The sequence below is a fragment of the Micromonospora sp. II genome (assembly GCF_001709195.1).
GTDB classification, from domain to species: Bacteria; Actinomycetota; Actinomycetes; order Mycobacteriales; family Micromonosporaceae; genus Micromonospora; species Micromonospora chalcea.
Genome location: NZ_LYXF01000022.1, coordinates 1 through 22,215, shown reverse-complemented (window position 1 = coordinate 22,215; position 22,215 = coordinate 1). Strand labels below are relative to the sequence as shown.

The following is a 22,215-nucleotide window of genomic DNA, read 5'->3' as shown; positions in this document are numbered from 1 at the left end:
CTCAAATGATCACCAAGCTTCTGGTTGCGAACCGGGGCGAGATCGCCCGCCGGGTCTTCGCCACCTGCCGCGCCCTCGGCGTGGCCACCGTCGCCGTGCACTCCGACGCGGACGCCGACGCGCCGTTCGTCGCCGACGCCGACCAGGCGGTACGGCTGCCGGGGAACACCCCGGCCGAGACGTACCTGCGCGTCGACGCCATCCTCGACGCGGCCCGCCGGTCCGGCGCGGACGCCGTCCACCCCGGTTACGGCTTCCTGGCCGAGAACGCCGAGTTCGCGGCGGCGGTGACCGACGCGGGTCTGACCTGGGTCGGGCCGTCCGCGAAGGCGATCGCGGCGATGGGCGACAAGATGGCCGCCAAGGCGCTGCTCGCCGACGCGGGCGTGCCGATGCTGCCCACCTGGACCGACCCGGCCGAGGTCACCGCCTTCCCGGTGCTGGTCAAGGCCGCCGCGGGTGGCGGCGGCCGGGGCATGCGGATCGTCCACGACGCGGCCGGGCTGGCCGAGGCCGTCGCGGGCGCGCGCCGCGAGGCGGCGGCGGCGTTCGGCGACGGCACGGTCTTCATCGAGCGGTACGTGGAACGCGGCCGCCACGTCGAGGTGCAGATCTTCGGCGACACCCACGGCACCGTCGTGGCCCTCGGGGTACGCGACTGCTCGATCCAGCGCCGCCACCAGAAGATCGTCGAGGAGGCGCCCGGCGTGCTGCCCGACGACGTGCGCGCGGCGCTGCACGAGGCGGCGGTGGCCGCCGGGCGGGCCGTCGACTACGTCGGCGCGGGAACAGTGGAGTTCCTGCTCGCGCCGGACGGGCAGGTGCACTTCCTGGAGATGAACACCCGCCTCYAGGTGGAACACCCGGTCACCGAGCTGACCACCGGGCTGGACCTGGTACGGCTGCAACTACTCGTCGCCGAGGGCGAGCCGCTGCCGGTCACCACCACGCCGCCGGCCGACGGCCACGCCATCGAGGTACGGCTGTGCGCCGAGGACCCGGCCCAGGGCTTCCGTCCGGCCACCGGCACGCTGCACCGGTTCGCGATCCCCGGGGTCGCCGCCGAGTTCGGTCCGGCCCGGGGGCTGCGCCTGGACTCGGGCGTGGTGGACGGCTCGACGGTGAGCGTGCACTACGACTCGATGCTGGCGAAGCTCGTCGCCTGGGCGCCCACCCGCACCGAGGCGGCCCGCGCCCTGGCCGGCGCGCTGGCCCGCGCCGAGCTGCATGGCGTGGCCACCAACCGGGACCTGCTGGTACGCGTGCTGCGCAGCCCGGAGTTCGCCGCCGTGGACGTCGACACCGGCTTCCTGGACCGGCACCCGGAGGTGTTCGAGCCGCTGCTGCCGGCCGAGCAGCTTCCGGTGGTGGCGCTGGCCGCCGCGCTGGCCGCCGCCGCCGCGCGCCGGGCCGCCGCCCCGGTGCTGGCCGGGCTGCCGTCGGGCTGGCGCAACGTGCCGTCCTTCCCGCAGGTCACCCGGTTCACCGGCCCCGGTGACGAGGAGATCGAGATCCACTACCGCCTCGACCGCACCGGCGCCCTCGCCGAGTGGGGAAGGAAGGGCCCCCTCTTAACGGATCCGGTAGAGGAAGGGTCCCCTGTTAACACCGAGCTGCCGGTGGTCGAGCTGGTGACAGCCGCCCCGGACCGGGTGGTGCTCGACGTCGACGGGGTTCGGCGGGCCTTCCGCGTACACCGGGTGGGGTCGTCGGTCTTCGTGGACGGCCCGGACGGGGCGGCGAGCCTCACCGAGCTGCCCCGCCTGCCCCTGCCCACCGCGGAGCTGGCGGCCGGGTCGCTGCTCGCGCCGCTGCCCGGGGCGGTCACCCGGGTGCACGTCGAGGTCGGTCAGCGCGTCGCCGCCGGTGACCTGCTGCTGACGCTCGAAGCGATGAAGCTCGAACATCCCGTGCTCGCCCCCGCCGACGGCGTGGTGACGGAACTGCCGGTGCCCGCCGGCGGCCAGGTCGAGACGGGTGCCGTACTGGCCGTCGTGGACCCCGAGGAGGACCACCAGTGAACTTCGACCTCACCCCCGAACAGGACCAGCTCCGCGATGCGGTGCGGGAGCTGGGACGCAAGTACGGCCATTCCTACTTCGTGTCGAAGGCCAAGGCCGGCGAGCACACCACCGAGCTGTGGCACGAGGCCGGCCGGCTGGGCTACCTGGGCGTCAACATCCCCACCGAGTACGGCGGCGGGGGCGGCGGCATCACCGACCTGGCGCTGGTGTGCGAGGAGCTGGCCGCGACCGGCTGCCCGCTGCTGCTCCTGGTGGTCTCCCCCGCCATCGCCGCCACGATCATCAGCAAGCACGGCACGGAGGAGCAGCGCAAGAAGCACCTCCCCGGGCTCGCCGACGGCTCCGAGAAGATCGTCTTCGCGATCACCGAGCCGGACGCCGGTTCGAACTTCCACCGGCTCTCCACAGTGGCTCGTCGCGACGGCGACGACTGGCTGCTCAGCGGCCGGAAGATCTACATCTCCGGCGTGGACGAGGCCGGGCACGTCCTCGTGGTCGCTCGCACCGAGGACGCGTCCACCGGGAAGCTGAAGCCGGCGCTGTTCATCGTGCCGACCGACGCGCCGGGCCTGGAGAAGTCCAAGCTGGACATGGAGATCCTGTCGCCGGAGAACCAGTTCCTGCTCTTCCTCGACGACGTCCGGCTGCCCGCCGACGCGCTCGTCGGCGAGTCGCTCGACGCCGGGCTGCCGGCGCTGTTCGCCGGGCTCAACCCGGAGCGCATCACGGTGGCCGCGATGGGCGCCGGCACCGGTCGGTACGCGATCGACAGGGCGAGCGACTACACCGCCACCCGCAAGGTGTGGGGCGGGAACTCGATCGGCTCGCACCAGGGCGTGGCGCACCCGCTCGCGCACGCGGCGGTCCAGGTCGAGCTGGCCCGTCTGATGATCTACAAGGCGGCGACGCTGTACGACGCGGGTCGCGACCTGGAAGCGGGCATCTCCGGCAACATGGCCAAGTACGCGGCCGGTGAGGCCGCCGCGCTCGCCGTCGACACCGCCGTCCAGGCGCTCGGCGGGGCCGGCATGACCACCGAGTACGGCGTGTCGACGCTGCTCGGCGCGGTACGCGCGGGCCGCATCGCCCCGGTCAGCCGCGAGATGATCCTCAACTTCGTCGCCCAGCACGTCCTCGGCCAGGACAAGTCCTACTGACCGAGGTGGGCCCGGGGTACGGCGGGTGCCCGATCACCTGCCGTACCCCGGGGGTCCGTCACTGGGCGGTGTGGTCGAGGAGACCTCGGCCTCGCCACTCCCGGATCGACGCTCACGGTAGCGGCTTCCCAACCCGGAGCGATACGGCAGCCGACCAACAGATGTAACGATTTTTGCTCGATCGACGCTTCTGCTGCTCCGAAGTGGAGCGTGACTGACGGGAAGCCGTCTCGGCCCGCCGGTTGACAGGTTGCCGCGCTGGGCCATGCTTGTCGGGTGAGATCGTTCCCGAAGCCCGATGCGCGGGCGAAGGCCGTCGTCGCGTCCCTGGCGACGGTTGCGGCGGTGGTGGCCCTCGCGGTGTGGCGCCCGCCCGGCATCCTGTCGGTCGTGCTGGCCCTGGTCTGCGTCGTGCTGGGCATGATCGCCGGGGTGACGATCACCGCGGCCCGCCAGCCCGTCAGCGGTGGTGGGCACACCCCGTCGCCCGAGACCTGGCTGCCCGAGGCCGGGTACGGAGTGGACGCCGACACGCTCGAGGCGATCGACCCCCGGGCGGTACGGAACCTGCGCGCCCCCGGCGGCCATCCGGTCGACGCGGACACGCTCGAGACGCTGGACCCGCGGGCGGTACGCGGCCTGCGGACGCAGACCGCGGTGGACGCCGACACGCTGGAGACGCTCGACCCGAGGTCGGTGCGGCAGAGCCGAGGGCTCAGCGGCCGGTGAGCGTGGGCCCGGCGAGCGCGTTCACTCCCCGCCCGGCCAGGCACCGGTAGGTGCGGTCGGCGTCGGTCTCCGGCGGCAGCACCTCGAGGTTCCATCCGTTCGCCGGGTCCGCGCCACTGACCACCCGGAACGTGTCGGGGTTGCACACCTTGCCGACGGCCGGGTCGGCGACCACCGCGTCGTGCTTGGCGCCGGCGAGACCGGCCGGCAGGTCACCCGCGGCGTACGTCTCCCAGGTGTGCTGGCCGTCGCAGGGCACCCGGCTCGCCTCGGCCCGGTCGCGGCGCAGCCGTACCGGACCGAAGCACTCCAGCTCGGAAGCGCACCGCGCGCCGGCCGGGAGCCGCACGTCGGCGGACGCGCAGCCGGGCACCGGCCCCCCGGCCACGCCGCTCGTCACCGGGGTCGGCGGAGCGGCGGGCGTGTGACCGGCGGCCAGCCAGCCGCCACCGGCCGACGCCGCCAGCGCGAGCACCCCGGCGCCGCCGAGGAACCAGCGCTTGGGCCAGCGGCGGGCCCGCGACGCCACGGTCGGGTGGTCGTCGTCGGCGGGCGGGCGCGGGTTCGGGCCGCCGCTACGGCGGTAGCGCTCGGCGCCGTCGTAGAGCGCGCCGCCGGCCGGGGCGCCGTCCAGCGGCAGCCCGGCGAGCAGGCCGCGCAACTCGACCGCGGAGGGACGCGCGCCCGGGTCGTTCGACATCCCCAGCCGGAGTACGTCGATCAGCTCGCCGGGCACCCCGGGCAGCCCGGGGATGGGCTGCTGGAACATCTCCAGCACGGTCACCAGACTCGGGTTGCGTTCCGAGTGCCAGCGCGGCGGCCGGCCGTACATCACCGCGTAGAGGGTGGCGCACAGCGAGTAGACGTCGACGGCCGGGCTGGGCGGGCTGTGGTTGAACGTCTCGGGCGGCGCGTACGCCGGGGTGAGCGCCTCCAGCATGACCGAGGAGTCACGGAACTCGGCGAGCACCGCCAGGCCGAAGTCGGCGAGGACCGCCGAGTTGAACTCGGAGTGCAGGATGTTTGCCGGCTTGACGTCCCGGTGCAGCACGCCCGCCGCGTGCGAGTGGGCCAGCGCGTCGGCGATCTTCACGCCGAGGTCGCGGGTCTCCTCCGGGCCCAGCGGCGAGGTGCGCATCCGCTCCGCGTACGAGCCGTCGCAGAGTTCCATGATCAGGTAGGGGTGCTGGTCGACGGTGACCCCGACGTCGAAGAGGTCGACCACGTGGGGGTGCGACGACATCCGCCCGGCGGCGCGGGCCTCGCGCAGGAAGCGGGCCTGGTCGCGTTCGCTGTCCAGCGTCCGGTTCTCGATCTTGACCGCCACCTCGCGCCCCACCGAGATCTGGGTGGCCCGGTAGATGGTGGCGTAGCCGCCCCGGGCGAACACCTGCAGATCGGTCAGACCGGGCACGATTGGCAGCCGCACGGCGCCGGGCGGGGTCTCGGTCACGGTTCGAAAATACCCAACTGGTCCGGCCGCTCAGCGGGCCGCATCGGTGGCCGGCACCGGATCCGGCGCGGAGTCGTCAGTGGCGGTGCCCGCCCGGCGCGCGTCCCACCACAGGCCGACGGCTGTCGCGACCGCGCCCAGCCCTTCCCACGCGGCGACCGCGAAGAACCGGTCCGGCGCGACGTCGGACAGCACCGCGATGGTGAAGACGGTGAACGTGACCAGGCGGAACCAGACCGTGAAGCGGTAGAACGGCCGCCACTCGGTGGCAACGGCGAGCAGGTAGTAGACCCCCATGTTGAACGAGGCCATCGACGACGCGGTGAGGAACGTGCCGGTGTAGTCGCCCGGTGCGCGTTCGGCCGGCACCTCGAAGCCGAGCAGACGAAGCTGAGTCTCCGGCCAGATCAGGCCGAGCGCGCCGAGGAGCAGCGCGAGGAGCCCGAAGACCGCGATCGTCCAGCCGGCGCCCGAGCGCGGCAGCCTCATCGTCCCTCCCCAGCGTGGTCCGCCGGTGACGCAGGCGCGCACCGGGAGGCGGCAGTCGATCCACGACTGTCGCCGCCCACGCTAACCGGCTCCACCGACGAACACATCCCCGGAACCGTCAGAACAGCGGGCGATCAGCCGCCGGAGAGGCGAACCCGCAACGCGTCGGCGACCATCCGCTCACTGCGCTGTTCGGTGGCGTACGCGAGGCGTACCGCCTCCTCCGCGTTGGTCAGCGCCTCGGCCCGGCGGCCGCAGGCGTCGAGCGCCTCGGCCAGCACCAGCCGCGCCACCACCTGGCTGCGCACGTCCTCGGCCGGCGCCGTGATCGACCGCTGCGCCCAGTCGAGCGCCTGTTCGCGCTGGCCGTGGGCGAGCAGCGCGGCGGCGTACCGGGCCATCGTCTGCCGCCGGGAGAACAGCAGCGAGGGCGCGTTCGCCGCACCGGTGGCGACCGGGGCCAGCAGCCCCACGGCGGTGCCCGGGTCACCGGCCGCGAGGCGGGCCATGGCGAGCAGCACCCGGGGCGCGACCTGGGCCGGGGCCTGCGGGTTGTGCGGCTCCACCCGGGTCAGCACCGACCGTGCCTCCCGCTCGGCGGTCTCGTGGTCGCCCATGTCCAGCGCCACGAAGCCGCGCAGCGTCCCGGCCATGCCGGTCAGCAGCGGGTGGGTGGTGCGGTCGGCGTACTCGAGCGCGTCGGTGAACAGGTCGGCCGCGTGTTCCGGCTCGCCCAGCCCGCGCGCCACCACCCCGCGCACCACGAGCGCGAAGCCCTGTCCCCAGTCGTCGCCCACCTCGGCGAAGTCCCGGTACGCGCGCCGCGCCGCCCGGTCCGCCTCGGCCAGGTCGCCCAGCTCGGCGGTGGCGTACGCCTCGACCGCGCGCAGCGTGCCGACCGCCCACGCCTCGCCGACCCGCTCCCCGAACGGCAGGAACACCCGCGCCATCCGGCACGCCTCCCGCAGCCGTCCGGCGAGCAGCCGGGCGAACGCGGTGGTGCCGCGCAGCCAGGCCCGCCCGTACGGGTCCTTCAGCTCGGCGAAGAGCCGGGCGGCCCGCCCGAGCACCGCGTCGGTGCCGGCGAAGTCGCCCCGGGTGGTGGTCACCCAGGCCAGGTTCTGCAACGACCAGGCCTGCCCGCGCGGATCCCGGGCGGCCAGGCTGACCTGATAGGACGCGGCCAGCCGGCTGCTCGCCTGCCCGAGCCGGCCGGCGATGAAGTCGGCCATGCCGAGCCGCCGCATCGCCGACGCCCGCATGGTGGGCAGGTCGGCGTCGGTGGCCACCTGCAACGCCTCCTGCCAGCTGCGCTCGGCCCGCTCGGCGTCGCCCAGCGTCTGCTGGGCCTGCCCGGCCAGCAGCAGCGCGGCGGTCCGGGTGGCCGGGTCACCGGTGTTCGCGGCGATCTTCTCGGCGAACGCGAGCGCGTCGGCCGGGCGGCCGATCTGGAGCAGCGCCCGGGCGTGCGTCACCCGGTCGGCCGGCGGTACGCCGTCGCGGGCCAGCTCGGCCGCGCGTTCGGCGTACTCGACCGCGAGAGCCGGCTCCCCCGACCGCAGTGACCGGCGGGCGGCCCGGCCCAGCGCGGCCACGCCCAGCGGGGTGACCGCCCGGGCCGGCGCGTCCGGGCGCAGCTTGACCGCGTCGGCGAGCGCTGTGGCCCGCTCGACGTGCTCGGCGACGAAGTCGTCCCGGGCGGCCTCGGTGAAGGCGCCCGCCGGGGCGCCGCCCGTCCCGTCCACGCTCTCCGGCGCGGCCCAGCGGGCCAGCGCCGCGTGCCGTTCGGCCAGCTCGGCCTTGCTCACCCCGGCGTACGCGGCCTCCCGCATGAGCGGGGTGGCGAAGGCGAACCCGGTGCGGGTGCGGTGCAGCATGCGGCGTTGCAGCAGCTCCTCCACGGCCCGGTCCAGCTCGACGGCGGCCACCGCGGCGGGCCGGCCGTCCTGCCCGAGCCGCTGCTCGCGCAGCGCCTCCAGCGCACCGGCGGGCACTGTGTCGCCCACCACCGCGGCGTCGCGCAGCGCCGAGCGGGCATCCGGCGGCAGCGCGTCGATACGCGCCGCGAGCACCGCGGCCAGGTCCCGGGAGAGCAGCCGGCTGCCGAGCGAGCCGGGCGCGAGACGCCAGCCGACGTCCGCGCCGCGGCCGGGCCCGGCGGTCAGCGCGCCGCGCTCCATCAGCAGCGTCACGAGTTCGGCCAGGTAGAACGGGTTGCCCTGGGCGGTGGCGAGCAGCCGGTCCGTGTCGGCCTGGGGCATGCGGCCACCGGCGAGGTAGCTGGTGAGCAGCCGGGAGGCGTCCGCGCCGCGCAGCGGCGGCAGCGCGTGCACCTCGGCGTCCGCGACCCGGGTCAGCGCGCCGGCGGTCCGCACCAGCTCGGGACGGCCGAGCAGCAGCACGAGCACCGGCCCGCTGAGCCGGTTGAGGGTCAGCGCCAACGCCTTGAGCGTCTCGGCCGTGGCGTCGTGCAGGTCGTCCACCACGATCACCAGCGGCGCCTCCACGGCGAGCGCGGTGAGCAGGTCCGCGACAGCGGTCGGCACGGCTTCGTCGTCCGGTGGCGGCCCGGCCGCGTTCCACTCACCGTTCTCCGTGGCGGGCGGCAGTTCGGCGTACCCGAGCAGGGCCAGGAGCTGGTCCACGGCGATCGGTGGCGGGTCGCCGGGGAGCCGGGACAGGCGCTGGCCGAGGCGGCGCAGCCGCTCCTCGACGGCCGGGCGGGTGACGGCGGTGGCCGCGTCGCCGGGCAGGCCGACGGCGGCGCGGACCAGGTCGGCCAGCGGGGCCAGGCGGCGGCGCTCGCCGAACGCGGCGCACCGCACCGACAGCACCCGGGCGCCGGTGTGCGCGGCGTACCGGCCGGCGCCGACGTCGTATCCGGCGGCGAGGCGTTCCACCTCGGCCGCGAACCGGGACTTGCCGATGCCCGCCTCGGCGGTCATCAGCAGCACCCGGGGCTCGCCCCGGTCGATCACCTCGGCGAGCCGGCCGGCGACCCGGCCGATTTCGGTCTCCCGGCCCACGAACGGCGCCTCGTCGCCGAGACCGGACCGGGTGCCGGGCGCGTCCAGCAGGCCCAGCAGCTCGTACGCCTCGACCGGCTCCCGCTTGCCCTTGAGCCGCAGCGGGCGCAGCGCCCGCCAGGAGGCGACGTGCCGGGTGGCGGCGGAGGTGCGCGCCCCGGCGTAGACCGCGCCGACCGCGGCGGCGTCGGCGAGCCGCGCGGCGGTGTTCACCGTGTCGCCGATGACCGTGTACTCGATCGCCGCCTGGATGCCCGCGATCACGTCCCCGGTGTTGAGGCCGACGCGCAGGCCCAGCGGCGCGCCGCCGCCCCGCTCGTCGTCGAGCACCCGCCGCACCGCGCGCTGCATGGACAGCGCCGCGCGGACCGCCCGCTCGGCGTCGTCCTCGTGGGCGACCGGCGCGCCGAAGACCGCCATGATCCCGTCGCCGGTGAGCTTGTCGACGTGGCCGCCGAACGTCTTGACCGCGCCCGCGAGGGCGGCGAGCACCCGGTCGGTGACCGCGCCGACCCGTTCCGGGTCCAGGTCCTCCGACCAGGAGGTGAAGTCGGACAGGTCACCGAAGAGCACTGTCACCACGCGGCGTTCGGCGGCGGGCAGCGTGGCGGCGGCCGGCAGCGCCGCGCCGCAGTTGTGACAGAACCGCGCCCCGGGTACCGCTACCGTCCCGCACACCGGGCAGGTCACGGCTGCTCCACTCCGAGGTGTTCGAGCTGGGCGCGGACGGACCACTCGGCGGCCCACCACAGCGACCTGTCGACGTCGGCGTAGACCACGGCGACCACCTCGGGCGCGGTGGTGGCGCCCGCGGCCACGGCGGCGCGCACCTGGTCCAGCCGGGCCCGCCGGTGGGCCAGGTAGAAGTCGGCCGCCGCGCCGCAGTCGGCGAGCGCCGGGCCGTGGCCCGGGAGCACCGGGACCTCCCGGTACGTGGAGAGCAGTTCCAGGCTCGACAAATAGTCGCCGAGGTGCCCGTCGGGGTGGGCCACCACGGTGGTGCCCCGCCCGAGGATCGTGTCGCCGGTCAGCACCACCCGATCGCCGTCGTGCTCGGCGAGGAGGCAGACCGAGTCGGCGGTGTGCCCGGGGGTGGGCAGCAGCCGCAGGTCGAGCCCCAGGTCGAGGCGCGTGTCGGCGGTGAGCGGGTCACCGCCGGCGGTGTGGGCCGGGTCGGCGGCGAGCACGGGTACGCCGTCGAGCAGCTCACGCAGCCGGGGCGCGCCCTCGGTGTGGTCGGGGTGCCCGTGCGTGATCAGCACCGCGCCGATCGGCCCCTGGGCCGCGATCGCGGCGAGGTGCCCCTCGTCGGCGGGGCCCGGGTCGACCACCAGGGCCGGCGCGTCCGGCCCGGCCCGCAGCACCCACGTGTTGGTCCCGTCGAGCGTCATCGGCCCCGGATTGGGCGCGCGCAACAGCGTCACCCACCCCGGCAGCCCATCTGCAAGCGCCCCAGCGGCCCCGGTCACACGCCCACCCATGGCAGCGATCGTACGACTCCCCCGGCCACTCCCCGCGATCTTGCAGTTCCCGCCGCTGGTTTGTCCCCGTCTGGGGCTTCTGCCAGGGCGGCAACCGCAAGATCGCGGGCTCGTCGGCGCGGGTCAGACGACCTCGACGATGACCTCTACCTCTACCGGGGCGTCCAGGGGGAGTTCGGCCACGCCCACCGCGCTGCGGGCGTGGCGGCCGGCCTCGCCGAACACGGCGCCGAACAGGTCCGAGGCACCGTTGATCACGCCGGGCTGGCCGGTGAAACCGGGCGCACTGGCCACGAAGCCGGTCAGCTTCACGACCTTCACCACGTTCTCCAGCCCGACCAGCGCGTCGATCGCGGCCAGCGCGTTCAGCGCGCACCGCTGCGCCAGGTCCTTCGCCTGCTCGGCGGAGACGCCGTTGCCGACCTTGCCGGTGGCGAGCAGCTTGCCCTCGGCCATCGGCAGCTGGCCGGAGACGTAGACGTGCTGCCCGGACTGGACGGCCGGCACGTAGCTGGCCACCGGCGGCACCACCTCGGGCAGTGCGAGGCCGAGTTCGGCGAGCTTCGCGTGGGGTCCGTTGCTCATGCCGGTCAGCCCTTCGGACGCTTCAGGTACGCGACGAGCTGCTCCGGGTTCGGGCCGGGCACCACCGAGACCAGTTCCCAGCCGTCCTCGCCCCAGTTGTCGAGGATCTGCTTGGTCGCGTGGACCAGCAGCGGCACCGTGGCGTATTCCCACTTCTGCATCGGAGGAGGGCTCCCTTGCCTGACTTGGACTTCGGTCAGGCACAGCCTACGGTCCGCCGTCGTCAACGGGACGCGGGACGCGGCTCCGGCGCGGAGGGCGGCTCGCCGCACGGGCCCTCGTGCTCGAAGCGCTGCGGGCACCGGCTGCGGTCGGGCAGCAGCAGATCGCAGAAGACCCGGTGCCTGTTGTTCTGGTCGTCGGCGGTGGAGACGGTGGTCTCGCCCGCGTCCAGCTCCACCAGGAAGCTCAGCGAGGTGGCCACGGTGCCGGCGAGCGCGGTGGCCGCGGCGAGGTCGGCCACCCGTACCGGCAGGTGGATGACGTAGCCGGGCTCGTCCTCGTCCCGCCCCTTCGCGCCGGGGCGGGACGGCGTCCGGACCACCTCGACCGGAAGGCGGTACGACCGCTCGTTGAACGAGGCGGGCACGTCGGCCTCGCCGGGCCGGCCGGACCGGTCGCCGGGGAACTGGGCTCGGGGGGTGTTCTCCGCGTCGCGCATGCGTCGCCTCCGGGCGTCGTACCTGCTCACTGACACCGCCATCCGCCTCGGCACCGTCCGGCGGGTCCGGCTCTCCGTGTCGGGACGAACGTAGGACCTCCGGCCAGTCCCGACAACGGGACGCGCACGCTTCGTCACAGCCAGTCACATATGTGACACAAGCCTGGTCCGGAACGCGACCGCGAACTCGCCTCCCGCCGGTGCGCACGCGGGGCTGGCAAGCGCCCCGCCGACCGCTACCCTTCCGGACTGGGCACGCGCGGACGCGCGCCCGACCACCTCGACCCGTGCCCGTCGCCTGGGGCGGCGACGGGAGCCGCAACCCGGGGGAGACAGATGACCCAACCGCCCGCCGGTGGCGACACCGGCACGCCCGGCGACCCGCACCCACAATCACCGCCCGGCGGCGGCACACCGCCGGGCGCCGTTCCCGCCGCCGGGCCACCGGCGTATCCGCCCGGCCCGCCCGGCGGCCCGCCACGCAAGCGACCGGCGCTGCTCATCGCCTCGCTGGTGCTGGCCGCCGCGGTCCTGCTCTGCGGCGGTGGGGGCACTGCCGCGTTCCTGGTCCTGCGCGACGCCGAGAACGGCCAGGGAGCGAAGGAACCGCAGATCGCGGTGGACGGCTTCCTCAAGGCCGTCTACCAGGAGCGGGACGCCGAGAAGGCGGCCACGTTCGTCTGCTCGGCGGCCCGGGACGACGAGAAGATCGCCGCCAAGGTCGCCGAGGTGCGCAAGTACGCCGAGCAGTACCAGAACCCCCGGTTCCGCTGGAGCAACCCGACCGTCGACAACGAGACCGGCGACCGGGCCACCGTCTCCGCCCGGGTGACCATGACCACCGCCGACGAGAAGGTCGCCGAGCAGTCCCTGCGCTTCACAGTGGTGCGGAAGACGGGTTGGTGGGTCTGCGAGGTCGGCTGATCCGGCCGGCTGGTTAGGCTCGACGGGTGGCAGCGAGTGAGCAGCCGGCCGAGTCCGCCGGCAGATGGCCGGCCCGCCTGCACGTGGTGACCGGCAAGGGCGGCACAGGCAAGACGAGCGTGGCCGCCGCGCTGGCCCTCGGCCTGGCCGCCGGGGGCCGGCGCACCCTGCTGGTCGAGGTGGAGGGCCGGCAGGGCATCGCCCAGCTCTTCGGCACCGACCCGCTGCCGTACGAGGAGCGGCACCTCGCCGACGCGCCCGGCGGCGGTGAGGTGCGGGCGCTGGCGGTCGACGCCGAGGCGGCGCTCCTGGAATACCTGGACATGTTCTACAAGCTCGGCGCGGCCGGGCGGGCGCTGCGCAAGCTCGGCGCGATCGACTTCGCCACCACGATCGCGCCGGGCCTGCGCGACGTGCTGCTCACCGGCAAGGTCAAGGAGGCGACCACCCGGACCAGCGGCTCGCGCCGGACGTACGACGCGGTCGTGCTGGACGCGCCGCCGACCGGACGCATCGGCCGCTTTTTGAACGTGACAGCGGAGACCGCCCGGCTGGCCAAGGTCGGCCCGATCAAGACCCAGAGCGAGGGCGTCTCCGCGCTGCTCCGGTCGCCGATGACAGCCGTGCACGTGGTCACGCTGCTGGAGGAGATGCCGGTCCAGGAGACGCTGGACGCGGTCGCCGAGCTGACCCAGCTCGGCTTCCCGGTCGGCCGGGTGATCGTCAACGGCGTCCGCCCGCCGGTGCCGGCCGGCCGGGCCGTGACCGCGGCCGAGCTGGAGCGCGGGCTGGCCGCCGCCGGCCTGCCGACCGACGGCCCGACCGTGGCCGGGCTCGTCGAGGAGGCCCACGACCAGCAGGTACGCCGAGAGCTGGAGGACTCGCTCCGGGGCGACCTGGTGGAGCTGGGCCTGCCCATGATCGAACTGCCGCTGCTGCCCGGAGGAGTCGACCGGGCCGGGTTGGAGGCGCTCGCCGAGACCCTCGTCCGGGCGGATTGACTCACACCTGCGACCGGCACGGAGCAGAGTGCCCCTCGGGACCGATACGCTCGATTGGTGCCTTCCGAAGACGCGGCGCCTCCGCTTGACGTCGACCAGATCCTCGCCGACGACGGTGTACGGATCGTGGTCTGCTGCGGGGCGGGCGGCGTGGGCAAGACGACCACTGCCGCGGCGCTGGCGCTGCGCGCGGCCGAGCGGCACGGCCGCCGGACCGTGGTGCTCACCATCGACCCGGCCCGCCGGCTGGCGCAGTCGCTCGGCCTGACCGAGCTGGACAACACACCCCGCCAGGTCAAGGGCATCGACGTCGAGGCCAGCGGCGGCGAGCTGCACGCCATGATGCTGGACATGAAGCGCACGTTCGACGACGTGGTGCTCCAGCACACCGACCCGGCGAAGGCCGCGGAGATCTTCGCCAACCCGTTCTACCAGGCCATGAGTTCCACCTTCGCCGGCACGCAGGAGTACATGGCGATGGAGAAGCTGGGCCAGTTGCACGCCCGGGGCGAGTGGGACCTGATCGTGGTGGACACGCCGCCGTCGCGGTCCGCGCTCGACTTCCTGGACGCTCCGGCCCGCCTGTCCCGGTTCCTCGACGGCCGCATGCTGCGACTGCTGCTGGCCCCGGCGCGCACCGGCGGACGCAGCATGTTCAACCTGGTGACGGCGAGCTTCGGGATGTTCTCCAAGGTGGTGCAGAAGGTGCTCGGCGCCCAACTGCTCACCGACCTGTCCGGCTTCGTCGCGGCCCTCGACTCGATGTTCGGCGGGTTCCGGCAGCGGGCCGAGCAGACGTACCGGATCCTGCAGGCCCGGGAGACGGCGTTCCTGCTGGTCGCGGCCCCGGAGCCGGACGCGGTCCGGGAGGCCGCCTACTTCGCGGGTCGCCTGCGGGAAGAGCAGATGCCGCTGGCCGGGCTGGTGCTCAACCGGGTACACCGGCCGGCGGCGGACCTGTCCGCGGCGGAGAGCCTGGCCGCCGCGGAGCGGCTGGCCGCGGCGGGCGGGCACGAGGGCACCGTCGAAGTGCTGCGCGCGCATGCCGCGCTGGCCCAGCAGGCGGTACGCGAGGATCAGGTGGCGGCCCGGTTCACCGAGGCGTTCCCGGCGGTGCCGGCGGTGTCGGTGGCCGCGCAGCCCGCCGACGTGCACGACGTCGACGGGCTGCGGACGATCGGCGAGGCGATCAGCCGGAGCTGACCTGGCGGTCAGGTGGCAGTGGTCACCAGCACCTTGTCCTTGCCGGCCTTCTCCTTGGCGTTCTTCTTCATGGCCGCCTCGAACATCTTGCGCCAGCTGGTCACCTGCGGGTGACGGCGCAGCAACGCCCGGCGCTCGCGCTCGGTCATGCCACCCCACACACCGAACTCGATCCGGTTGTCGAGCGCGTCGGCCAGGCACTCGTACCGAACTGGGCAGCTCCGGCAGATCCTCTTCGCCACGTTCTGTTCGGCGCCCTGTACGAACAACGCGTCCGGGTCTCCGTTCTGACATGCCGCCAGTGACGGCCAGTCAGTGATCATGCCCATCTGTACACGTCCCCCCTTGCAGTACCTACCGACTTCGTGCGAGCAGCCCTCGAACTCCCCCCGGTCGTCCGCGCCGGCCTCCCCAGGGCGGCACGAACGACGCACGGCTGCCTTCGCCGCCACCATCATGCTGTGTAGTCGCCCGATTACGCAACGTTGTCGGCGAAATCCATCATTCCGGACACTCCCGGCTTCCCGGGCTTTCGCCCGGCGTCTACCCCGCCCGGGTACGTGAAAACGCTGCGCCCCTCCCGGGTTTCAGAGAGACTTCCGCCGGATCTCACGCAACCCAGGACCAGGGCTCGTGCGTTTAGCACAACGAGGCCGGCGCATGCAGGAAATGGGGAAAGTTCCCCGCGCGCCCGCCGATCCCTGCTCGCGTACCCTGTCGAGGTGACCTGGATGCGGAAACGTGACCACAACGTGCTGACCAACGCCGCATCGCTGCTGATCTGCGGCCTGTTGGCCGGAGTGGTGGTCGCTGCGGCGGCCTTCCCCGCGGTGGCGATGACCGGACTGGCCGCGAAGGCCGGCTCGGAGACATTCGGCGCGCTGCCCAAGGAGCTCACAGTCGCCCGGTCGCCGCAGATGACCAAGCTGCTCGCGTCCGACGGCAAGACCGTGCTGGCCACGATGTACGACGAGAACCGCAAGGACGTCAAGCTCAAGGACATCTCGCCGCACATGCAGAAGTCCATCATCGCGGCCGAGGACCACGACTTCTACAAGCACAACGGCGTGGACCTCAACGGTGTGGCACGGGCGTTCGTCAACAACCAGGCCGCCGGCTCCTCCCGGCAGGGCGCGTCGACGCTGACCATGCAGTACGTCCGGCTGGCCATCTCCTACTCGGCCACCCACCCGGCCGACGTGGTCGCCGCCACCGAGGACACCAGCGCCCGCAAGCTGCGCGAGATGAGCCTGGCGCTGCAGATCGACAAGGAGCTCTCCAAGGACGAGATCCTGGAGCGCTACCTGAACATCGCCGCGTTCGGCAACGGCGCGTACGGCATCTGGGCGGCCAGCCAGGTCTACTTCAACAAGCCGCCGAGCAAGCTGGACATCCAGGAGTCGGCCATGCTCGCCGGCATGGTGAAGGCGCCCACCGCGTTCGACCCGACCACCCCCGCGGGCTACCCCGAGGCGGTCGGCCGGYGCGACTACGTCATCGACAACATGGTGCAGATCGGGGCGATCACCCAGCAGGAGGCGGACGCCGCCAAGAAGATCAAGCTCGTCGTCAAGGGCAAGCGCACCCCGAACGGCTGCACCCAGACCACCACCCGCTCCTGGGGCTTCTTCTGCGACTACCTCTACCGCTGGTGGCTGCAGCAGGAGACGTTCGGCGCCACCTCGTACGACCGTGAGCGGCGGCTCAAGAGCGGCGGCTACACCATCATCTCCACGCTCGACGTGCAGGCGCAGAAGGCCGCTGACAAGGCCGTCCGCAAGAACCTGGGCGAGAGCAGCAAGGCGGCCCGGATGGTGGCCGCCGTCGAGCCCGGCACCGGCCGGGTACGCGCCGTCGCCGTCAACCGCAACTTCAAGCTCGACGACCCGGACGACCCGCAGAACAAGATCTCCAGCGACCCGGCGAAGGCCAAGAAGAAGATCCGGGGCAACTACCCCAACACGGTGAACCCGCTGATCACCGGTGGCCCCGGCATCGCCGGCTACCAGGCGGGCTCGACCTTCAAGATCTTCACGCTGGTGGCCGCGCTGGAGAAGGGCTACCCGCTCAGCTACCCGATCAACGCGCAGCCGGTGTTCAAGTCGAACTACCCGGTCGAGTTCAACTCGCCGGCCGCCTGCCCGGGCACCAACAAGTACTGCCCGAAGAACGCCAACGCCTCGATGGCCGGCATGCACAACATGTGGAGCGGCTTCGGCTTCTCGGTCAACACGTTCTTCATCGACCTGCAGCAGCGGGTCGGCGCGGAGAACGTGGTGAAGGCGGCGCAGAAGCTCGGCATCTCGTTCCGCTCGTCGAGCGACGCGCAACTTGCCGCCAACCCGCACCAGTGGGGCGCGTTCAGCCTCGGCGTCTCGCAGACCACCCCGCTGGAGCTGGCGAACGCGTACGCGACGCTCGGCGCCGACGGCAAGTACTGCGAGCCGATCCCGGTGCAGGAGATCCGCGGCCCGGAGGGCGAGAAGCTCGACGTCGCGAACCCGCGCTGCGAGCAGCGGGTCAGCACCGAGGTGGCCCGGGCCGCCGTGGACGCCGCCCGCTGCCCGGTGGGTGACCGCTCCTCGACCACGAAGTGCGGCACCGCCACCGCCGGCAACGTCCGCAACATCGTCGACGCGCCGGTGGCCGGCAAGTCCGGCACCACCGACTCGGAGAAGACCTCCTCGCTGGTTGCCATGACCAAGCAGTACGCGGTGGCCGGCATCATGGCCGACCCGGACTGGCCGCAGACCAACCAGAAGATGGGCCACGACGTGCCCACCGGCATCAACCCGGCGGTCTACGAAACGCTACGGGACGCCATGAAGGGCAAGGACCGGAAGAACTTCACCCCGCCCAGCGGCAAGATCGTCCTGGGTGACCAGCGGTCCATCCCGGATGTGAAGTGCGCGTCCATCGAGAGCGCGAAGTCCCGGCTCAAGGGCGCCGGCTTCGAACCGGTGGTCTCCAGCAACAAGGTGGCGTCGGACTGCCCGGCGGGCACCGCGGCCGGCACCAGCCCGAACGGGCGCACCATCAAGGGCGGCGTCGTCATGATCGAGGTCAGCTCCGGCAAGGGCGACTCGGACCAGGGCGGCACCGCGACGCCGGACCGACCAGGTGGCCCGGGCGGACCGGGTAACGGCCGACCAGGACGACCGGGGAACTGATCCCAGACGAAGCGACGGCCACCTCCGTGAAGGGGGTGGCCGTCGCTTCGTCTTGTGCCTACGGGACGGTCAGAGGCCCAGCTGGCGGCGTACCTCGGCGGCCACCCGGCCCCCCTCGGCGCGGCCGGCCACCGCGGCCTGGGCGGCCTTCATGGCCGGGCCCATCTGCGCCTTGCCGGTGAAGCCGCCCGCGGCGAGCGCCCCCGAGACCAGCTCGGCCAGTTCCTCGTCGGAGAGCTGCTTGGGCAGGTACCGCTCCAGCACCTCACCCTCGGCGGTCTCCTTGCCGGCCTGCTCGGCGCGCCCGGCGTCGGCGAACGCCACTGCCGCCTCGCGGCGCTTCTTCGCCTCCTTGGCCAGCACCGCGAGCACCTCGTCGTCGCTGAGCTCGCGCTTTTCCCGGCCGGCCACCTCGGCGTTGCCCACGGCCGCGAGGGCCATGCGAAGCGTGGAGGTGGTCAGCTCGTCGCGCGCCTTCAGGGCGGCGCGCATGTCGGCGGTGAGACGGTCCTTCAGCGTGCTCATGGACGGTGAAACTACCCTGAACGCCATGCGAAAGCGCACACTATTCCGTCTCGCGGCCGGAACCGTCGCCGCCGGGGCGGCCACCCTCGCGTACGCGTCGCTCATCGAGCGCAACATGTTCACCCTGCGCCGGTACGACGTGCCGGTGCTCCCGACCGACGCCGAACCGCTGCGGGTGCTGCACCTCTCGGACCTGCACATGATGCCCGCCCAGCGGCGCAAGCAGGACTGGGTGGCCTCGCTGGCCGCGCTCGACCCGGACCTGGTCGTGGTCACCGGCGACAACATGGCCCACCCGGAGTCGGTGCCGGGTGTGCTGCGCGCGCTGCAACCGCTGCTCGACCTGCCCGGCGCGTTCGTCTTCGGCTCCAACGACTACACCGGCCCGGTCCTGAAGAACCCCTTCACCTACTTCCTGCCGGACCGGGAATACACCGAGGGCACGCCCCTGCCGTACGAGGAACTGCGCGACATCCTCACCGGCGCCGGCTGGGTCGACATGAACAACGCGCGCACCTCGCTCAAGGCCGGCGGGCGGGAGATCGAGCTGGTCGGCGTGGACGACCCGCACATCGAACGCGACGACTACGACGCCGTGGCCGGCCCGGTCAGCGGCGACGCGGCGCTGTCGATCGCGCTGTCCCACTCCCCCGAGCCCGCGGTGCTGGACCGGATGGCGGCCGACGGCTTCGGCCTGCTGCTCGCCGGGCACACCCACGGCGGCCAGGTGTGCGTGCCCGGGTACGGCGCGCTGGTGACCAACTGCGGGCTGCCCCGCTCGATGGCGCGCGGGTTGCACCGCTGGCCCGGCTCGGACTCGTGGCTGCACGTCTCCGCCGGCCTCGGCACCCACCCCACCGCCCCCATCCGCTTCGCCTGCCCCCCCGAGGCCAGCATCCTCACGCTGATCTCCCGCTGACCCCGCCGCCCGGCGTCCCCGCTTCCCGGCAGATCTTGGTACGCGCCCGCCCCTCCGAGGGCCGGTTCGTACCAAGATCTGCCGCCCGCGCGGAGCGGGGGGTACCGAGTTTGACCGTGCGGGCGGGTGGGCTACTATTTGTCGGCACGCCTCGGGGTGTGGCGCAGCTTGGTAGCGCGCTTCGTTCGGGACGAAGAGGTCGTCGGTTCGAATCCGGCCACCCCGACCAGAGGTAAGAGGGCACATCCGATCCATCGGATGTGCCCTCTGCGTTTCCCCAGCCGTGATCACCCTCGCAGTAGGATCCCGGCATGCCACGGCCGGTCATCTTCGACCTCTTCCACACCCTGGTCCACGGCGCCGACGACGAGCGGGACCGGGTGGTCGGCGAGATGGCGCTCCTGGTCGGGGTGGCTCCGGCGGCGCTCGTCGCCGCGTACCACGCGACGTGGCGGGACCGGCTCGTCCGGTGGAGCGCGGAGGAGACCGTCCGCATCCTCGCCGAACGCCTCGGCGGCTCGCCGACGGACGAGCAGGTAAGCCGCGCCGCCGCGCATCGGCGTGCGCTGGCCCGCCGCGTGTTGGGCCGCGTCCCGGTCGGCACCCTGGACGTGCTCGACGCGCTGCGCGAGCGCGGCCACCGGCTGGCCCTGATCAGCAATGCCACTTCCGAGACCGCCGAGGCGTGGGCGGCCGGCCCACTCGCCCGGCGCTTCGACGTCGCGGTCTTCTCCAGCGCGGTCGGGCTGGCCAAGCCGGACCCGGCGATCTACCGCACCGCCGCGCAGCGCCTGGGCGTCGCGCCGGCGGAATGCGTCTACGTGGGCGACGGCGCGGACGGCGAACTGGCCGGCGCGGCGGCGGTCGGCATGACGGTGCTGCGGACCACCGAGCACCAGGACACCGATCCCGGCTGGATCGGACCGGTGATCGCGGACCTCCGTGACCTGCCCACCCATGTGGAGCAACCGGCCTCGACCGAATAGATCGACAGGACTGCCCGAAGCCACCCCGCCACGCGGCGTCGACCCTGCCGCCTGGCAAAGTTATGCGCATGCCGCCGATGATCCGATCCCGCCTGACCGATTGGACCACCGTCGCGCCCCTGGTCGCCGTGCTCGTGCTCGTGATGACCTGGGGACGGGAGCTGCCCGGCCCGCTCATCTTCGTGGTGGCGGCCCTGCTCGCGGCGGCTGTGCTGGCGGCCGTACACCACGCCGAGGTGGTGGCGCACAAGGTCGGTGAGCCGTACGGCTCGCTCGTGCTGGCGGTGGCGGTCACCGTGATCGAAGTCGGTCTGATCGTCACGCTGATGATCAGCGGTGGGGACAAGACGCAGGCGCTGGCGCGGGACACCGTCTTCGCCGCCGTCATGATCACCTGCAACGGCATCCTCGGCCTGTCGCTGCTGCTCGGCGCGCTGCGCCGGCAGGTGGCGGTGTTCAATCCGGAGGGCACCGGAGGGGCGCTGGCGACGGTGGCGACGCTCGCCACGCTCAGCATGGTGGTGCCGACGTTCACCACGAGCCGGCCGGGCCCGGAGTTCTCCCCCGCCCAGCTCGCCTTCGCGGCGGTCGCCTCGCTGGCCCTCTATCTGCTGTTCGTGATGGTGCAGACCGGCCGGCACCGCGACTACTTCCTCCCGGTCACCCAGGAGGGCAGCATCCTCGCCGAGGACAAGACCGGCGACGGCCACGCCGAGCCGCCGTCCACACGTACCGCCCTGGCCAGCCTGGCCCTGCTGGTGGTGGCGCTCGTCGCGGTGGTCGGCGACGCGAAGACGATCTCCCCGGCGATCGAGACCGCGGTCAGCGCGGCGAACCTGCCGCAGGCGTTCGTCGGCGTGGTCATCGCGCTGCTGGTGCTGCTGCCGGAGACGCTCGCCGCCGCCCGGGCGGCCCGGCGGGACCGCGTGCAGATCAGCCTCAACCTCGCGCTCGGCTCGGCCATGGCCAGCATCGGCCTGACCATCCCGGCCATCGCGATCGCCTCGATCTGGCTGGACGGGCCGCTGATGCTGGGCCTGGGCGGCACCCAGATGACGCTGCTGGCGCTGACCGCTGTCACAGCGGTGCTCACCGTCGTGCCGGGCCGGGCCACAGTGCTCCAGGGCGGCGTGCACCTGGTGCTGCTCGCCGCGTTCGTCTTCCTGGCCGCGAGCCCGTAGGCCGACGCGCCAGCCGCGGGCCCGTAAACCGACGCGCCAGCCGCCGGCCGGTGAGCCGCCGGCCAACAGGTCCGTCAGTCGTGCGTCTCCGTGCGCGCCACCTCGGCGAACGCGGCGGTCAGGTACTCGGCGAACGGTCGTCCGGTGACCGCCAGCAGGTCGGCCACGAGCAGCGGGGCGTGCCGGGCGACCGCCGCCGGGCCGGGCGGGTTCTCGTCGTCACCGGGGTCGTAGACGCCGAGCGCGCCGGCCAGCAGCACCAGCAGCACGTGCGGGTCGACGTCGGGCCACCAGGCCGCCGCCGACCGGACGCACTGTTCCAGCACCTGGCGTACGTCGTCGCCGTCCAGCCCGTCCGGATGGCCCTCCTCCAGCAGCAGCCGGACCACACCGCCGAGCACCAGCCCGGACCGGTCGGCGGCGGCCAGCCGCTCGACGGCCGGGGCGTACGTCTCGGCGTCGCGGGCCTGCGCGGCGCCCACCGCGTCGGTGGCCGTCTCGGCGATCTCGCGGGCCGGTGCGGGCAGGTGCCGCCAGGTCGTCATCACCGGGTCAGCATGGCAGAGCACGTGTGTTCGCTCACCTTCCGGCCCAGCGACCGCGTGTGTAAGGGGTAAACGGGTCGCGAGAGTCGTACCCGAAGCACAGAATCCCTGCCATGCTGCGCCGCGCCCTGCCCGCCCGTCCCGAAGCCCGCCGGA

20 protein-coding genes and 1 tRNA gene are annotated in these 22,215 nt (G+C 73.3%); 11 read left to right on the top strand and 10 right to left on the bottom strand.

Going from position 1 to position 22,215, the window contains the following annotated elements; genetic code table 11:
• The first annotated feature begins 5 nt into the window (after positions 1-5).
• From A8711_RS11790 to A8711_RS11780, 3 genes are all read left to right on the top strand, one after another.
• The gene (locus A8711_RS11790) at positions 6-2,021 is read left to right on the top strand and encodes a biotin carboxylase N-terminal domain-containing protein (protein WP_069088220.1); all 2,016 of its coding nucleotides are present in this window, start codon (positions 6-8) and stop codon (positions 2,019-2,021) included.
• On the top strand, positions 2,018-3,181 hold the full coding sequence (locus tag A8711_RS11785) for an acyl-CoA dehydrogenase family protein (RefSeq protein WP_043327864.1): 1,164 nt from the start codon (positions 2,018-2,020) through the stop codon (positions 3,179-3,181). Before A8711_RS11790 ends, A8711_RS11785 begins: the two co-directional genes overlap by 4 nt.
• A gap of 276 nt (positions 3,182-3,457) precedes the next feature.
• Positions 3,458-3,910: a hypothetical protein gene (locus tag A8711_RS11780; RefSeq protein ID WP_043327863.1), complete on the top strand. Its 453-nt coding sequence runs from the start codon at positions 3,458-3,460 to the stop codon at positions 3,908-3,910.
• On the opposite strand, the gene A8711_RS11775 is transcribed toward A8711_RS11780, so the two are convergent.
• From A8711_RS11775 to A8711_RS11750, 7 genes are all read right to left on the bottom strand, one after another.
• Positions 3,897-5,363, bottom strand: a complete 1,467-nt coding sequence (locus A8711_RS11775) for a serine/threonine-protein kinase (RefSeq protein ID WP_064446801.1) — start codon at positions 5,361-5,363, stop codon at positions 3,897-3,899. The two genes, A8711_RS11780 and A8711_RS11775, sit on opposite strands and share 14 nt — an antisense overlap.
• A 30-nt stretch (positions 5,364-5,393) precedes the next feature.
• Positions 5,394-5,852: a hypothetical protein gene (locus A8711_RS11770; protein ID WP_043327862.1), complete on the bottom strand. Its 459-nt coding sequence runs from the start codon at positions 5,850-5,852 to the stop codon at positions 5,394-5,396.
• A 134-nt stretch (positions 5,853-5,986) separates the two neighbouring features.
• Positions 5,987-9,568, bottom strand: coding sequence for an adenylate/guanylate cyclase domain-containing protein (locus tag A8711_RS11765; protein ID WP_064446802.1), 3,582 nt, complete (start codon positions 9,566-9,568; stop codon positions 5,987-5,989).
• On the bottom strand, positions 9,565-10,359 hold the full coding sequence (locus A8711_RS11760; protein ID WP_069088219.1) for an MBL fold metallo-hydrolase: 795 nt from the start codon (positions 10,357-10,359) through the stop codon (positions 9,565-9,567). Before A8711_RS11760 ends, A8711_RS11765 begins: the two co-directional genes overlap by 4 nt.
• A 123-nt stretch (positions 10,360-10,482) precedes the next feature.
• Positions 10,483-10,944 carry a RidA family protein gene (locus A8711_RS11755; RefSeq protein WP_043327860.1) on the bottom strand — a complete coding sequence of 154 codons (462 nt, stop codon included), beginning with the start codon at positions 10,942-10,944 and terminating at the stop codon, positions 10,483-10,485.
• A gap of 5 nt (positions 10,945-10,949) precedes the next feature.
• Positions 10,950-11,105, bottom strand: coding sequence for a DUF4177 domain-containing protein (locus A8711_RS32020; RefSeq protein WP_013289021.1), 156 nt, complete (start codon positions 11,103-11,105; stop codon positions 10,950-10,952).
• 62 nt (positions 11,106-11,167) lie between these two features.
• Positions 11,168-11,605: a hypothetical protein gene (locus A8711_RS11750; RefSeq protein ID WP_043327859.1), complete on the bottom strand. Its 438-nt coding sequence runs from the start codon at positions 11,603-11,605 to the stop codon at positions 11,168-11,170.
• Between the two features lie 336 nt (positions 11,606-11,941).
• Here A8711_RS11750 and A8711_RS11745 point away from each other — a divergent pair, with 336 nt between their 5' ends.
• Genes A8711_RS11745 through A8711_RS11735 form a run of 3 tightly spaced genes read left to right on the top strand, consistent with a single transcriptional unit; the run spans position 11,942 to position 14,733 of the window.
• Positions 11,942-12,529 carry a hypothetical protein gene (locus A8711_RS11745; protein ID WP_069088218.1) on the top strand — a complete coding sequence of 196 codons (588 nt, stop codon included), beginning with the start codon at positions 11,942-11,944 and terminating at the stop codon, positions 12,527-12,529.
• 26 nt (positions 12,530-12,555) lie between these two features.
• Positions 12,556-13,530, top strand: coding sequence for an ArsA-related P-loop ATPase (locus tag A8711_RS11740; protein ID WP_043327858.1), 975 nt, complete (start codon positions 12,556-12,558; stop codon positions 13,528-13,530).
• 54 nt (positions 13,531-13,584) lie between these two features.
• A complete protein-coding gene (locus A8711_RS11735; RefSeq protein ID WP_176722798.1) occupies positions 13,585-14,733 on the top strand; it encodes an ArsA-related P-loop ATPase in 1,149 nt (382 codons plus the stop codon).
• A gap of 8 nt (positions 14,734-14,741) precedes the next feature.
• On the opposite strand, the gene A8711_RS11730 is transcribed toward A8711_RS11735, so the two are convergent.
• A complete protein-coding gene (locus A8711_RS11730) occupies positions 14,742-15,062 on the bottom strand; it encodes a WhiB family transcriptional regulator (RefSeq protein ID WP_043327856.1) in 321 nt (106 codons plus the stop codon).
• A 402-nt stretch (positions 15,063-15,464) separates the two neighbouring features.
• On the opposite strand from A8711_RS11730, the gene A8711_RS11725 reads away from it, so the two are divergent.
• A complete protein-coding gene (locus A8711_RS11725; protein WP_069088245.1) occupies positions 15,465-17,903 on the top strand; it encodes a transglycosylase domain-containing protein in 2,439 nt (812 codons plus the stop codon).
• A 69-nt stretch (positions 17,904-17,972) separates the two neighbouring features.
• Here A8711_RS11725 and A8711_RS11720 read toward each other — a convergent pair whose 3' ends face one another.
• Positions 17,973-18,428 (bottom strand): GatB/YqeY domain-containing protein, encoded by a 456-nt coding sequence (locus A8711_RS11720; RefSeq protein WP_043327855.1) that lies wholly within the window; start codon positions 18,426-18,428, stop codon positions 17,973-17,975.
• A gap of 25 nt (positions 18,429-18,453) precedes the next feature.
• Between A8711_RS11720 and A8711_RS11715 the strand changes: the two genes are divergently transcribed.
• The 4 genes from A8711_RS11715 to A8711_RS11700 all read left to right on the top strand — a co-directional run bounded on the left by A8711_RS11715 (position 18,454) and on the right by A8711_RS11700 (position 21,514).
• The gene (locus A8711_RS11715) at positions 18,454-19,347 is read left to right on the top strand and encodes a metallophosphoesterase (protein WP_043327854.1); all 894 of its coding nucleotides are present in this window, start codon (positions 18,454-18,456) and stop codon (positions 19,345-19,347) included.
• Between the two features lie 152 nt (positions 19,348-19,499).
• Positions 19,500-19,576 (top strand) — tRNA-Pro (locus tag A8711_RS11710).
• An 82-nt stretch (positions 19,577-19,658) separates the two neighbouring features.
• Positions 19,659-20,333, top strand: coding sequence for an HAD family hydrolase (locus A8711_RS11705; protein WP_069088216.1), 675 nt, complete (start codon positions 19,659-19,661; stop codon positions 20,331-20,333).
• 77 nt (positions 20,334-20,410) lie between these two features.
• Positions 20,411-21,514, top strand: coding sequence for a calcium:proton antiporter (locus tag A8711_RS11700; RefSeq protein WP_043330855.1), 1,104 nt, complete (start codon positions 20,411-20,413; stop codon positions 21,512-21,514).
• A 74-nt stretch (positions 21,515-21,588) separates the two neighbouring features.
• Here the strand turns inward: A8711_RS11700 and A8711_RS11695 are convergent, their stop codons facing one another.
• A complete protein-coding gene (locus tag A8711_RS11695; RefSeq protein WP_233607679.1) occupies positions 21,589-22,059 on the bottom strand; it encodes a hypothetical protein in 471 nt (156 codons plus the stop codon).
• Positions 22,060-22,215: the final 156 nt, after the last annotated feature.

Bases quoted from the DNA above. Each gene is read 5' to 3' on its own strand.
- A8711_RS11770 (WP_043327862.1), bottom strand. From the start codon at position 5,852: ATGAGGCTGCCGCGCTCGGGCGCCGGCTGGACGATCGCGGTCTTCGGG.
- A8711_RS11760 (WP_069088219.1), bottom strand. From the start codon at position 10,359: ATGGGTGGGCGTGTGACCGGGGCCGCTGGGGCGCTTGCAGATGGGCTG.
- A8711_RS11755 (WP_043327860.1), bottom strand. From the start codon at position 10,944: ATGAGCAACGGACCCCACGCGAAGCTCGCCGAACTCGGCCTCGCACTG.
- A8711_RS32020 (WP_013289021.1), bottom strand. From the start codon at position 11,105: ATGCAGAAGTGGGAATACGCCACGGTGCCGCTGCTGGTCCACGCGACC.
- A8711_RS11750 (WP_043327859.1), bottom strand. From the start codon at position 11,605: ATGCGCGACGCGGAGAACACCCCCCGAGCCCAGTTCCCCGGCGACCGG.
- A8711_RS11745 (WP_069088218.1), top strand. From the start codon at position 11,942: ATGACCCAACCGCCCGCCGGTGGCGACACCGGCACGCCCGGCGACCCG.
- A8711_RS11730 (WP_043327856.1), bottom strand. From the start codon at position 15,062: ATGGGCATGATCACTGACTGGCCGTCACTGGCGGCATGTCAGAACGGA.
- A8711_RS11720 (WP_043327855.1), bottom strand. From the start codon at position 18,428: ATGAGCACGCTGAAGGACCGTCTCACCGCCGACATGCGCGCCGCCCTG.
- A8711_RS11715 (WP_043327854.1), top strand. From the start codon at position 18,454: ATGCGAAAGCGCACACTATTCCGTCTCGCGGCCGGAACCGTCGCCGCC.
- A8711_RS11705 (WP_069088216.1), top strand. From the start codon at position 19,659: ATGCCACGGCCGGTCATCTTCGACCTCTTCCACACCCTGGTCCACGGC.
- A8711_RS11700 (WP_043330855.1), top strand. From the start codon at position 20,411: ATGATCCGATCCCGCCTGACCGATTGGACCACCGTCGCGCCCCTGGTC.
- A8711_RS11695 (WP_233607679.1), bottom strand. From the start codon at position 22,059: ATGACGACCTGGCGGCACCTGCCCGCACCGGCCCGCGAGATCGCCGAG.